Source organism: Microbacterium sp. SORGH_AS_0862 (genome assembly GCF_030818795.1).
Lineage (GTDB): Bacteria > Actinomycetota > Actinomycetes > Actinomycetales > Microbacteriaceae > Microbacterium.
In genome coordinates this window covers 3,345,144-3,357,306 of record NZ_JAUTAY010000001.1, presented here as the reverse complement: position 1 = coordinate 3,357,306, position 12,163 = coordinate 3,345,144, and the positions used below count along the sequence as shown (strand labels likewise).

Annotated in this window: 13 protein-coding genes; 7 read left to right on the top strand and 6 right to left on the bottom strand. The window is 67.8% G+C overall.

The annotated features are described in order from the left end of the window. Position 1: 1 nt before the first annotated feature. Positions 2 to 1,039 carry an LLM class flavin-dependent oxidoreductase gene (locus QE377_RS16570; RefSeq protein WP_307325481.1) on the top strand — a complete coding sequence of 346 codons (1,038 nt, stop codon included), beginning with the start codon at positions 2 to 4 and terminating at the stop codon, positions 1,037 to 1,039. A 44-nt stretch (positions 1,040 to 1,083) separates the two neighbouring features. Then, a complete protein-coding gene (locus QE377_RS16565; RefSeq protein WP_307325479.1) occupies positions 1,084 to 1,845 on the top strand; it encodes an SGNH/GDSL hydrolase family protein in 762 nt (253 codons plus the stop codon). Here the strand turns inward: QE377_RS16565 and QE377_RS16560 are convergent. Further along, positions 1,823 to 2,380, bottom strand: coding sequence for a dihydrofolate reductase family protein (locus QE377_RS16560; RefSeq protein WP_307325477.1), 558 nt, complete (start codon positions 2,378 to 2,380; stop codon positions 1,823 to 1,825). The two genes, QE377_RS16565 and QE377_RS16560, sit on opposite strands and share 23 nt — an antisense overlap. A 69-nt stretch (positions 2,381 to 2,449) precedes the next feature. Beyond that, entirely contained in the window at positions 2,450 to 2,764 is a 315-nt protein-coding gene (locus QE377_RS16555; protein ID WP_307325475.1) for a hypothetical protein, read from the bottom strand. 44 nt (positions 2,765 to 2,808) lie between these two features. On the opposite strand from QE377_RS16555, the gene QE377_RS16550 reads away from it, so the two are divergent. The 3 genes from QE377_RS16550 to QE377_RS16540 all read left to right on the top strand — a co-directional run bounded on the left by QE377_RS16550 (position 2,809) and on the right by QE377_RS16540 (position 5,112). Further along, positions 2,809 to 3,327 (top strand): GNAT family N-acetyltransferase, encoded by a 519-nt coding sequence (locus QE377_RS16550; protein WP_307325472.1) that lies wholly within the window; start codon positions 2,809 to 2,811, stop codon positions 3,325 to 3,327. A 224-nt stretch (positions 3,328 to 3,551) separates the two neighbouring features. After that, a complete protein-coding gene (locus QE377_RS16545; protein ID WP_307325469.1) occupies positions 3,552 to 4,466 on the top strand; it encodes an AEC family transporter in 915 nt (304 codons plus the stop codon). A gap of 88 nt (positions 4,467 to 4,554) precedes the next feature. Next, positions 4,555 to 5,112: an HdeD family acid-resistance protein gene (locus tag QE377_RS16540; RefSeq protein ID WP_307325466.1), complete on the top strand. Its 558-nt coding sequence runs from the start codon at positions 4,555 to 4,557 to the stop codon at positions 5,110 to 5,112. Positions 5,113 to 5,167: 55 nt separating this feature from the next. Here the strand turns inward: QE377_RS16540 and QE377_RS16535 are convergent, their stop codons facing one another. Further along, a complete protein-coding gene (locus tag QE377_RS16535; RefSeq protein ID WP_307325464.1) occupies positions 5,168 to 5,941 on the bottom strand; it encodes an SDR family oxidoreductase in 774 nt (257 codons plus the stop codon). A gap of 114 nt (positions 5,942 to 6,055) precedes the next feature. On the opposite strand from QE377_RS16535, the gene QE377_RS16530 reads away from it, so the two are divergent. Together QE377_RS16530 and QE377_RS16525 are read left to right on the top strand one after the other, a co-directional pair. Further along, entirely contained in the window at positions 6,056 to 6,835 is a 780-nt protein-coding gene (locus QE377_RS16530; protein WP_307325461.1) for a glycerophosphodiester phosphodiesterase family protein, read from the top strand. Between the two features lie 100 nt (positions 6,836 to 6,935). After that, positions 6,936 to 7,313, top strand: a complete 378-nt coding sequence (locus QE377_RS16525; RefSeq protein WP_137417009.1) for an RNA polymerase-binding protein RbpA — start codon at positions 6,936 to 6,938, stop codon at positions 7,311 to 7,313. Between the two features lie 51 nt (positions 7,314 to 7,364). On the opposite strand, the gene lnt is transcribed toward QE377_RS16525, so the two are convergent. Genes lnt through tatC form a run of 3 tightly spaced genes read right to left on the bottom strand, consistent with a single transcriptional unit; the run spans position 7,365 to position 12,156 of the window. Beyond that, positions 7,365 to 8,897, bottom strand: coding sequence for an apolipoprotein N-acyltransferase (lnt, locus tag QE377_RS16520; protein ID WP_307325453.1), 1,533 nt, complete (start codon positions 8,895 to 8,897; stop codon positions 7,365 to 7,367). A gap of 38 nt (positions 8,898 to 8,935) precedes the next feature. Beyond that, positions 8,936 to 11,407 carry an RNA helicase gene (locus QE377_RS16515; RefSeq protein ID WP_307325450.1) on the bottom strand — a complete coding sequence of 824 codons (2,472 nt, stop codon included), beginning with the start codon at positions 11,405 to 11,407 and terminating at the stop codon, positions 8,936 to 8,938. Then, positions 11,404 to 12,156, bottom strand: a complete 753-nt coding sequence (tatC, locus tag QE377_RS16510) for a twin-arginine translocase subunit TatC (protein WP_307326073.1) — start codon at positions 12,154 to 12,156, stop codon at positions 11,404 to 11,406. Before tatC ends, QE377_RS16515 begins: the two co-directional genes overlap by 4 nt. Positions 12,157 to 12,163: the final 7 nt, after the last annotated feature.

Sequence of the window (12,163 nt, the reverse complement as noted above, 5' to 3'; positions counted from 1 at the left end):
GATGACCGTGGAATTCGGGCTGGACACTTTCGGTGACGTCACCGCAGACGAGCACGGTGTGCCCCTGACGGACGCTCAGACGATCCGCAACGTGGTCGAGCAGGCGGTGCGTGCCGACGAGGTCGGGCTGGCATTCTTCGGCGTGGGGGAGCACCACCGCAAGGAGTTCGCCGTCTCGAGCCCGGAGATCGTTCTGGCTGCCGCTGCTGCCCGAACCCGCGACATCCATCTCGGCACCGCTGTGACAGTGCTCTCCTCCGACGACCCGGTGCGCGTGTATGAGCGTTTCGCGACGCTGGATGCGGTCTCGAACGGCCGCGCGGAGGTCATCCTCGGACGCGGGTCGTTCATCGAGTCGTTCCCGCTCTTCGGGTTCGATCTCGCCGACTACGAGGTGCTCTTCGACGAGCGCCTGGATCTGTTCAGCAGGCTGCGCGACGAGACGCCGGTGACCTGGCAGGGGAGTACCCGCGCGGCTCTGAACAATGCCGACGTGTTCCCCAAGACCGAGAACGGCTTCCGCGCGTGGGTGGGCGTGGGTGGCTCGCCGGAGTCCGTCGTGCGCGCGGCGCACCACGGCTACGCGCTGATGCTGGCAATCATCGGGGGAGCGGCGGCACGATTCCGTCCCTATGTCGACCTCTTCCACCGGACGCGTGACTCGATGGGAGCGGATCGCCTGCCGGTCGGCGTCCACTCGCCGGGCCACATCGCCGACACGGACGAGCAGGCGTGGGACGAGATGTATCCGGCGATGGAGGCCAACCGCAACGCGATCGGACGCGAGCGTGGCTGGCCGCCGTACAGCCGCGCACAGTTCCAGAACGACGTCGGGCCCGAAAGCGCCGTGTACGCCGGATCGCCGGAGACCGTCGCGCGCAAGCTCGCGACCACCATCCGTACTCTTGGTATCGACCGGTTCGATCTGAAGTTCTCGAACGGCACGCTCGCGCACGAGAAGATGCTGCACTCCATCGAGCTCTACGGCACGGCGGTCGCCCCGCGGGTGCGCGAGCTGCTGGCCGAGGCCGGCGAGTAGGCTCGACAGGTCGGGCGCAGGAAGCCGGCGGAACAGGGGGACGCGTGCCCGACATCCGGTACGTCGCGATCGGCGATTCCTTCACCGAGGGAGTGGGGGACGAGCTTCCGGACGGTCGTGTGCGCGGCTGGGCGGACCTCACCGCCCAGGGATGGGCGAATTCGCTCGGTGACGAAATCTCGTACGCGAACCTCGCGATCCGCGGCAAGCTGATCTGGCCGATCGTCGCCGAGCAACTGGAACCGGCGCTCGCGCTCCGGCCGACTCACCTCTCGTTCAACGGCGGCGGCAACGACATGCTGCGACCGCGCACCGCGATCTCGCACCTGGCGGATGCCTTCGACCAGGTGCTGCGTCGGTGCGACGAGGAGGGAGTGACCCTCATCGTGCTCAGCGGTGCGAATCCTGCGCCGCATCTGCCGATGGGCCGTCTCATCCAGCGCCGCGGCGACGAGCTCTCGGCCGCCGTCGTGTCGCGCATCGAGCACCGTCCGGACGTCGTCCAGGCTCTGAACTGGCCCGACACCGAGCTGTCGTCACGGGGCTACTGGTCGGACGACCGCCTGCACATGAATGCGCGAGGCCATCATCGCGTCGCGGCACGCGTGCTGGACTCTCTTGGAGAGACCCCGGATTCCTCGTGGTGGTCGCTTCCGACCGAGACCGCCGCGCGCACGAGCTCCGGCCTCGCGTACTACCGCACGCACGTGGGTCCCTGGGTTCAGCGTCGGCTGACCGGCCGGTCGTCGGGCGACGGTCGCGTACCGAAATTCGGAGACTGGGTCACGGTGACACCGACAGCGTGACCTGCGCGAAGGGCCCGTCCATGGCGGCTTCCTCGACGCGCAATCGCGCGGAGTCCAGCCGTCGCGGCAGCAGGGGGCGTCCCGATCCGAGGGTCGCCGGAGCGTACGTCACGATGATGCGATCCAGACGGCCGATGTCGGCGAACTGACCCGCGAGGTCACCGCCGCCGACGATCCAGACATCTCGTCCCGCGGCCGCCGCTTCGATGTCCGCGAGGTGCGACGAGACGGTTCCGTGGACGTGTCGGATATCGGCCCCCGTAACCGGTGCGACCTGACGTGAGCTGAAGACGAACGCGGGGCGCTCGGCGTAGGCGCTACGCCAGCGCTCGGGGTGGTCGTGCAGGTTCTCGTGCCGGTGCACCCAGTCGAAGGTCGTCGATCCCATCACGAGAGCGCCGACGCCGTCGAGGAATGTGGCGAAGGCGCTGGCTCCGTCGCCCCCGGGCACGTTGAGCAGCCAGTCCAGGCTGTCCGCGTCATCGGCGAGGAACCCGTCGAGAGTGGATGCAGTGCAGTAGACGTAACGAACCATCGTGTCACCGTATGCGCAGGGTCCGACATCCGTGCGGCGTTCGTGAAACCTCAGCGGCGACAGTCGTCGTCAGGGGAGGGGAGTGGCCGCAGCGGAGAGTCGCCCCCGACCGAACGGAAAGAGCGGCGCGCGGTAGACCAGTGGCACCTGCGCGCCGGGTTCGAGATCGATGACTGCCGTTCCGAATCTCCAGACGCGGTTGAACAGAAACACGCCGATGCGCTCGGGCTCCGTCGCCGACACCTGCCACGTGCCGCGTCCCCATTGCGCGGGCTGCCCGCGGCCGCCGATCACGACGGTCGGTCGCACGGAGTACAGGGCGAAGCGCGGCTTTCGCAGATCGAACTCGACCCGTCGGGTGGCGGGGGTGGGATCGGAGGACATGTGCTCGAGAGTAGTCGGCCGCGTCTCCGTCATACGATGAAGGGATGTCCGTGCAGATCCGCCCCGCCGTCGCGGCCGACCTCCCGCACCTCGAGCGAGTCGAGAATGAGGCCGACGCACTCCTGGTGGACTTGCTCCAACCGGATCAGTGGCACCCCGCGCCGACGGATGCCGAGCGGCTCGCCGACGGAGGGATCATCCTGGTCGCGGAGGGGGAGGACAGCGCCGTCGTCGGTTTCGTGCACGTTCTCGAGTTCGACGGGGGTGCGCATCTCGAGCAGGTGTCCGTCCTCCCGGCCTTCGGCGGTCGCGGCATCGGACGCGCGCTCGTCGAAGCGGCCAAGGATGCGGCGCGCAATGCCGGCTACGACAGGCTGACGCTGCGGACGTTCGCCGACGTCCCCTGGAACGCGCCGTTCTACGCATCCGCCGGATTCGTGATCGAGGAGCCGACCGACGACTTCCACCGCATGCTCGTCGAGACGGAGACGAGACTCGGGCTGGACCGGTTCGGGCTCCGCGTGCAGATGGGCGTCGACCTCGGCGCGAGCCGGCGGGACTGACTGACCGACGCGCGAGCGGACTGCGCGTCGGTCACGCTCTGCGCGAGGTGCGCCGGGGAGTAGGTCGAACCGTCACAGGCTTACGCCACAGCTCCCATAATGACATAATGTGCATTATCGGCAATTGCGGCGAGACGCACACATGAACCGATCAACGACCGCCCGGTCCTCGGAGTCTGTCCGAGCAATCGGCTCCGCGCACAGGCGCACCATAGGCTGAAGGTGTGCTGGAGACGTTGACCGGATTCGCCGTCGTCGGAACCGCCATCATCGTCGGCTACATCATCGGGCGCGTCGACCTCCTCGGCCCTCACGCACGGCATGTCCTGAGTCGGCTCACGTTTTACGTGCTCTCGCCGTTCCTCCTCTTCACCGTGCTCAGCCAGGCGGACATCACGACTCTCTTCTCCGCGCTGCTTCCGGTGTCGACGGCCGCCGCAGCGATGATCATCGGGCTGCAGTGGCTCCTGTCTCGCTTCATATGGCGACGCAGCGTGGCGGATGCGACGATCTCCTCGCTGTCGGCCGGTCAGGTCAACTCCAACAACATCGGTATCCCCCTGTCGTTGTACCTGCTGGGCAGCGCCGCATACCCGGCGCCCGTCATCCTGATGCAGCTGCTCCTGTTGACGCCGATCGCGCTGGCCATCCTGGATGCCGCCACCACCGGCACCAGGTCCTTCTGGCGCGTGTTGGGCCGGACCGCCCGCAATCCCATCGTGATCGGTTCGGCGCTCGGAACGCTCGTGTCGATCTCGGGCGTCTCGCTCCCGACAATCGTCTTGGAGCCGGCGCTGCTGATTGCCAACGCGTGCGTTCCCGTCCTCCTGATCAGTTACGGGATCTCGCTCCACGGTCAGCGCGTCCTGGCGGATGCCGGCCGCCGCGGTGAGGTCCTGATTGCGAGCGTACTGAAACTGTTCGCGATGCCCGCTGCAGCGTGGGCGTTGGCGACGCTCTTCGGGCTCTCGGCTCACGAAGTCCTCGTCGTCACGGTGCTGGCGGCTCTGCCGACGGCGCAGAACGTCTTCAACTACGCCCAGCGCTACGCCGTCGGCGAGTCCGTCGCGCGCGACACGATCTTCCTCACGACCCTCGGGAGCGTGCCCGTGCTGCTGGGGATCGTACTGCTGCTGTGACGCAGCGAGTCGGTCGCCACTCCCCTACATCGCTTCACCGCGCTACGGTGGATTCGTACACTCAGCTTCTTCTCAGAAAGAGTAGGACATGTCCGAGACCGTTACTCCCAGCGCCGACAAGACCTTCGTCAACGGCATCCGCACCGCCTTCGGCATCGGCGGCGCGATCGCCCTCATCGTCGGTATCCTCATCCTCGTATGGCCGCTGAAGACGGCAGCCGTGGGAACCGCGATCATCGCCGTCTACGCCATCGCGTCCGGCCTGGTGTACGCGGGTCTCGGCATCTTCTCGAAGACCCTCGGCGGATGGTCCCGTGTGGGTCATATCGTGCTCGGTCTGCTGTTCGTTGCGGCGGGCATCATCGCGCTCGCCAACCTCGGCGACACCACGGTGTTCCTCGCGATCTTCGTCGGGGTCTTCATCGGCATCACCTGGATCGTGGAAGGCGTCGTCGCCTTGACGACACTGGGCAACAGCGCGTCGCGGGGATGGACCATCTTCTTCGCGGTGATGAGCCTCATCGCGGGCGTCATCCTCGTGTTCTCGCCGCTCTACGTCGCGCTGCTCTGGCTGTTCGTCGGCGCCTCGCTCGTCATCCTGGGAATCATCCAGATCGTTCGCGCATTCTCCTTCGGCCGCGCCTGAAAACAACGCGAGAACGCCCCCGGATCCTCGGAACCGGGGGCGTTCTGCATGCTCATCACTCGGCGACGAAAGAGCTGGTCTCCCCCACGAGGCGCGTGTTGTCCGCGGGCACCGGCTCCACCGCCGCGAGAGCGACCTCTGCCGCGAACTCCGACACGTTGTAGAGCTTTCCGGCATCCTCTCGGCGCGACGCGATGGCGCCGGGGTTCGCGCGCTCCAGGAGCGTCGCGGTGATGGTGCCCTCGATCATGTCGCCCGAGACGACCACGAACTCGACGCCGCGCTCGAAAAGGCCGGGGATCCGCTCGCGAAGCGCATCCTCACCGGCGCGCTTGGAGAGCGCGACCGGCTCGTACTCGGGCATGGTGGGCGACGTGTGGATGAAGTGCGCCTGGTGGCTCGTGACGAAGACGACGCGCGAACCCGACCCCAGCAGAGGCAGCGCGGTCTCCAGCACACGCACCTGTGCATCCCGGTTCAGCTGCAGCGCGTAGTCCGCGGCCATGCCGCCCTCCATGCCTCCGGAGGCGTTGAGCACGAGGATGTCGAGCGATCCGAACGTCTGCTCCACCTCCGAGAACATCGCCGTAACGGACGCCTCATCCGTCAGATCCGCTCCGACCACGAGAACCTGCACCCCGAGTTCGCGCAGCTGTGCGGCGAGCTTCTCGGCGCGCGGCGCCTTGTTCCGGAAGTTGATCACGACATTCGCGCCGGCCTGCGCGAAGTAGCGCACGGTGTCGGCTCCGATACCGCGCGACGATCCGGTCACGAGGGCGGTCTTGCCGGCGAGGGAACCGGCGGCGAGGGGGGTGAGCGAATCGGTCACGGGCACTCCTGAATCTGGCGCGAAAAGGCATCGCCGCGCGCCGAAACGGCGCATCGGGGCGACACCCGACCCTACCAATCCCCGCTCGGCGTCGCGCGCGATAACGTGGGCGCCGTGACGCATCCGTACCTGAGTGGCACACCTCGCCCGCGGGTCCTCGCTCATCGAGGACTCGTGCCCGTGGGAAGCCCCGAGATGGTCGAGAACTCCTTCGCAGCGATCGCCGCCGCTCATGCCGCGGGCGCCGTCTACGTGGAGTCGGATTGTCATCTGACACGTGACGGAGAAGTCGTCCTCTTCCACGACGACGACCTCTCGCGGGTGGCCGGAGACCCCCGTCTGATTCGCGATGTCACGCTGCGGGAGCTCGAAGAGCTCATGGCCGACCGTGGTGGACTCGCGAGCTTCGAACAGGCGCTGCAGAGCTTCCCCGACGTGCGCTTCAACATCGACGTCAAAGCGGATGCGGCCGCCGAACCCGCGGGCCGCCTCGCCGCGAGCGCGGCTGAGCGCGTCCTGCTGACGAGCTTCTCGGAGCGCCGGCGCCGAACCGCTCTCGCGGCGGCGGCGCGCGCTCGCCCGGCTCTCCAGCCCGCCACATCCGCCGGCGCGACGCTGGTCGCGCGCGTCGCCGCGGCCGCGGTCACCGGTTCCCGTGGGCTCGTGCGTCGTACACTGGCGGGCATCGACGCCCTCCAGGTGCCGGAATACCAGAATCGCATCCGTGTGGTCACGCCGCGCTTCCTTGATGCCGCCCATGACGCGGGCGTGGAAGTCCACGTGTGGACCGTCAACGACGAGGCCGACATGCGACGCCTGATCGGGATGGGGGTCGACGGCCTGGTGACCGACCGCGCCGAACTCGCGCTGCGGATTCTCGGCCCTGGTCGCTGAAGATAGACTGTGAGTTGTGCTCCGTCATAGCCGCCTCGGATGATCCTCCCACCTCGACGCGTTATACCGGGTAAGCACCACGCGACGAGAGGACCACACAATGGCAGACCGCAGTCTTCGCGGCATCCGACTCGGCGCCCAGAGCCTACAGAGCGAAGAGGGCGTCGTTTTTCATGAGCGCGCGCAGCAGACCTACGTCTGCAGCGTATGTTCGAAAGAGACCACATTGACTTTCGCGGCAGACGCTGAGCCGCCGCAGACCTGGGAATGCCGCGCGTGCGGCGGAGAGGCGTTGCTGCGCGTGGGCGAGCAGACCGTCTCCGTCGACCACAGCGACGACAAGGCCGCACGTACCCACTGGGACATGCTGCTCGAGCGCCGCACCATCCCGGAGCTCGAGGAGCTGCTGGAAGAGCGTCTCGCCTTCGTGCGCGCCCGCCGCGGCGCCGGCGACGACGTCACCAAGAAGACGGCCTGACCGCATTCTCTTCGAAAGGCGCCGCACCCCGCGGGTGCGGCGCCTTCTTCGTTATCCGCGCTCCCGGCGTGGTGCGCGCAGCCGCGCCGCGAGTCCCGCTCCCAGGAGCGCGACCAGGCTCCCCCATGCGAACACGGCGTGCAGAGCCGGGCCGAGCACCATTGCGGCGGTCGTGCCGGTGCGCAGCGGAACCTCGGTCACCATCGCACCGGCGGTGTCGGCGGCGATGCCGTCGATGACCTCGCCGGAGGGCGCGATCACCTGGCTCGTCCCCACGGTCGAGATGTTCACGACGGCTCGTCCGGTCTCGATCGCCCGAGCGCGCGCGAACGCCAGCTGCTGAAGATTCTCATCGGTCCCGCGGAAGTCCGCGTTGTTGGTCTGGTAGATGTACACCTGCGCGCCGCCGTCGGAGGCCGCCCAGATCACGTCGTCGTAGATCACGTCGAAGCAGATGGCGAGGCCGATCGGGGTGTCACCGAGTTCGACGACAGGTTCGGCGGTGCCCGGGGTGTACTCCCGCTGGATGAGGTTGATGAGATCCGGCGCCAACGCGGCGAAGAAGGAACGATCGGGGACGTACTCGCCGAACGGCACTGGATGGATCTTGTCGTAGGACGCGACGACGCCCTTCCCCGGCTGCCACAGCATCGACGTGTTGAAGTAGCGATCGCCGCGAGCCGTGGCCGCGTTGACGAGGAGAGGTGCGCCGATGCGATTCGACAGCGCATCCAGCGTGGCGGCCGTGGTCCGGTTGGCCGTCGGATCGGAATCGATGCCGCCTTCGGGCCAGACGAGCAGATCCATACGATCGTCCGCGATCGCCTCGGTGGCCTTCATCTGGGCGTCGAGGAGCGCACCCCGCGTGCGCTGGTCGAAGTAGCCCGCGGGGCCGTTTCCCTGCACCGACCCGATGCGCAACGTACCGGCGGCGGCGGTGTCGAACGCGGGCATCGCGAACGCGATCACGGCGACGAGCACGACCGGGACGGGCGTGCGGATGTCCGTGAACCTGCGCACCCGCACATACTCGATCGCCGCGGCGCACAGCAGGACGATGACGAAGCCGACACCCGACATCCCGATCCACGACAGGAGCGGGGCGAACGGGCCGTTGACCTGCGTCACGCCCACTCTTCCCCAGGGGAAGCCGCCGTACGGGAACGTTCCGACCCATTGCTCGCGCAGCACCCAGAGGCCTGCGACGAGGAGAGGTAGCACGGTGAGGCGAGGCCAGGTGGCCCGCAGTGCCTGCGGGACCCACCGATACGCCCAGGCGATGAGGACGGCGGCAGCGCCGGTCAGGACAGCTTCGAGCACCGACAGCGCGAGCCAGGGCACGGGTCCCAGATAGCGAGCGGTGAAGGAGACGTTGACGAGGAAGAACGCGGCTCCGTAGGAGGTTCCGACGAGGAACGCGCCGCCCGCGCTGCGGCCGATGAGCGAGACGAGTGCGAGCGGGATCGCGACGAACACCATCGGCCACCAGCTCAACGCCGGGAACGCCGTCGTGAGGGCGAGACCGCCGAGCACGGATGCGAGCACGGCGGCCCACAGCGGAAGGAGGGCACGCGGTCTCGGCACGATCTCCAGCCTAAGCCGAGCCGGCCGGGCGTCCGCCGTCAGACGCCGGCGTACGCGACGATGCCGCGGCGGACCGCGTCGAGCGCGGTGCGCGCGGTCGTCGCCAGGGGCGCGTCGGCCACGAGCGAGAGCTGATCGAGCAGGTCGATCGTCTGCTTGGCCCACCGCACGAAGTCGCCGGCCGCCATGTCGGCCTCCGTGAGCACGCGATCGAGGATCGACCCCCGAGCCCACGAGTACATCGCCTGCGACAGCCCGGCCGCCGGCGGCGCGGATCCGGGAAGGTGGTGGTCGCGCTCGAGGTCGTCGAGGCGCTGCCACAGATCCTCTGTCGCGGTGAGGGCGGTGCGGAAGGCACCGCGGGGCAGGCCCCGCTCCCCCACCCCCGCCTCATCTCGTCGGGGCTCGTACACGAGAGCGCACACCAGCGCTGCCAGCGACGGCGCGTCCAGACGATCCCAGATGCCGGTGCGCAGTGACTCCGCCACCAGAAGGTCGCGCTCTCCGTAGATGCGCCGCATCCGTCGACCCGATGCGGTCAGGATGGTGCGTCCGTCGTCGTCGGGAGCGACATAGTCTAGCTCGCTCAGGACGTCCACGACGCGATCGAAGATGCGCGCGACCGTGCCGGTGCGTGAGGAGATCTGGCCGCGCATGCGTTCCACGCGCTTGTTCAGCTTGAGATACCGCTCCGCCCACCGCGCGTGCGATTCGCGCTCCGGACAGGAGTGACACGGGTGATGCTGGAGCCGGCGGCGAAGCGATTGGATGCGGCGCGTACGCTCGTCGCGGGTTGCACGGGAGGCGTTGGCGTCCTTGCGCCCGAGCTTCTCCAGCTCGGAGACCTCCTGACGCAACTGCGCGTACTCAGCGTAGTCGCCACGATCGCAGGTCATCGCTTCGCGGTAGCCCGCGAGGGACTCCTCCGCCGCTCGCACCTCCCGGGCAAGCCCGACGACGGAGCGGTCGGCCTGGAACTGCGCGAACGAGGACTCGAGGATCTCCCGGGCCCTGGCTCGGCCGAACTGGTCGATCAGGTTGACCGCCATGTTGTAGGTGGGCCGGAAGCTCGAGTTCAGCGGGTAGGTGCGTCGCGACGCGAGCGCCGCGACGGCCTGGGGGTCCATCGACTCGCTCCACTGCACCACCGCGTGCCCCTCGACGTCGATGCCACGACGCCCGGCGCGGCCGGTCAACTGCGTGTACTCGCCCGAGGTGATGGCGACACGCGTCTCGCCGTTGAACTTCTCGAGCTTCTCGAGCACGACGGTGCGGGCCGGCATGTTGATGCCCAGGGCCAACGTCTCCGTGGCGAAGACGACTTTCACGAGCTTTCGGCGGAACAGCTCCTCGACGATCTCCTTGAACGCGGGCAGGAGCCCGGCGTGGTGGGCTGCGACGCCCCGTTCGAGGTTCTCGCGCCACTCCCAGAAGCCGAGAACGGCGAGATCCTCGTCCGGCAGATTGCGCGTGCGCTCCTCCACGATCTCTCTGATCGCACGCCGTTCGTCGGCGTCCGTGAGACGAAGTCCCGAACGTCGCACCTGCTGCACGGCCCCATCGCACCCCGCGCGGGAGAAGATGAAGAAGATCGCGGGGAGCAGGTTCGCCCGCCCCAGCAGATCGACGACCTCGGGCCGGTCGATGCGCTCGAGTCGCCGGGCGTTGCCGGAGCGCAGCTGCTTGGTCCCGTGCCGATGCGGACGGCGGTGCGCGTCCGCATCCCGTCGTGCCTGCTGACCGTAGCGCTTGCGCTCGTGCCCCGGTCCCCCACCGGAGCGGATGCGGAGCAGTTCCTGATTCACCTGAGCCGCGGCGACCCCGGCACGGTCGTCGAACAGCGGCAGCAGGTCGCCCCGCACGAGGACGTGCTGTTCGAGAGGCACCGGACGGGTCTCGGAGACGATGATGTCCGTCTCGCCGCGCACGGTGTCCAGCCAGTCGCCGAACTCTTCGGCGTTCGACACGGTCGCCGACAGCGAGACCAGTCGTACGCTCTCGGGGAGGTGGATGATGACCTCTTCCCAGACCGCTCCGCGGAAGCGATCCGCCAGGTAGTGGACCTCATCCATCACGACGAAGCGGAGGTCGCGGAGTGCCGACGAGCCCGCGTAGAGCATGTTGCGCAGCACCTCTGTCGTCATGACCACGATGCGCGCGTTGCCGTTGATGTTGGTGTCGCCGGTGAGAAGCCCGACGTTCTCGGGCCCGTAGACCTCGGTGAGCTCGCGGAACTTCTGGTTCGACAGTGCCTTCATCGGCGTCGTGTAGAAGGCCTTGTCACGCGATGTCAGCATCGCCAGATGAATGGCGAACTCGCCGACGATCGTCTTGCCCGCGCCGGTCGGGGCCGCCACGAGGACGCTCCTGCCCTCCTCGAGGGATGCGCATCCCTCGAGCTGGAACGGATCGAGCTCGAAGCGCTGCGCAGCCGCGAACGCGGCGGTCTCGGGATGGGACGCCCGCGACTGTGCGGCGGCGAATCTCTCAGCGGCGGAGGGCTCCGTCACAGCGTGGTGTCCAAAAGGGCGTTCTCACGCTTCCGTCGGCGGCGGTCGAAGATCATGGACAGACCGGCCGCCGCGAAGAACAGCACGATCAGGATCGCGCCCAGCAGAAGCATGCTGACCACGTCCGCAGCGGGGGTGGCGACCGCGGCGAAGACCGTCGCCAGAAGCACCGCGACGCGCCAGCCCTTGAGGATGGCCATGCCCGACATGATGCCGGCGAGGTTCAGCGCGACGAGGAACACGGGCAGGACGAAGGAGATTCCGATGACGATCATCAGCTTGAAGATGAAGTCGTAGTACTCGGACGCGGAGTAGAAGTTCACCGCGCCCTCCGGCGTGAAGCTCCACATGACTTCGATGACGTGCGGCATGACCAGAACGGCGACGTAGCAGCCGGCGAAGAAGAGCGGGATCGCCGCAGCGACGAAACCGATCGTGTAACGGATCTCCTTGCGGGTGAGCCCGGGCATGACGAACGCCCAGATCTGCCACAGCCAGACGGGTGCGGACAGGAAGATGCCGATCGTCACCGCGATGCGCATCCGCATCTCGAACGCGGAGGTCACCGTGGGAAAGTTCAGAGCTGCGAAGTTGTCGCCGCGCTGCTCTGCGACGATGCGGATCGGTCCTGTGAGCCAATCGAGGATCGGGTCCGTCACGAAGAAGGCCACGATCATCGCCGCAACGAGCGCGATGGCCGCGATCATCAGGCGGCGCCGCAGCTCGATGAGGTGCTGCCCCAGCGACATGCGCTTC

Bases quoted from the DNA above. Each gene is read 5' to 3' on its own strand.
- QE377_RS16560 (WP_307325477.1), bottom strand. From the start codon at position 2,380: ATGGTTCGTTACGTCTACTGCACTGCATCCACTCTCGACGGGTTCCTC.
- tatC (WP_307326073.1), bottom strand. From the start codon at position 12,156: ATGTCGCTGGGGCAGCACCTCATCGAGCTGCGGCGCCGCCTGATGATC.
- QE377_RS16555 (WP_307325475.1), bottom strand. From the start codon at position 2,764: ATGTCCTCCGATCCCACCCCCGCCACCCGACGGGTCGAGTTCGATCTG.
- QE377_RS16525 (WP_137417009.1), top strand. From the start codon at position 6,936: ATGGCAGACCGCAGTCTTCGCGGCATCCGACTCGGCGCCCAGAGCCTA.
- QE377_RS16570 (WP_307325481.1), top strand. From the start codon at position 2: ATGACCGTGGAATTCGGGCTGGACACTTTCGGTGACGTCACCGCAGAC.
- QE377_RS16540 (WP_307325466.1), top strand. From the start codon at position 4,555: ATGTCCGAGACCGTTACTCCCAGCGCCGACAAGACCTTCGTCAACGGC.
- QE377_RS16550 (WP_307325472.1), top strand. From the start codon at position 2,809: ATGTCCGTGCAGATCCGCCCCGCCGTCGCGGCCGACCTCCCGCACCTC.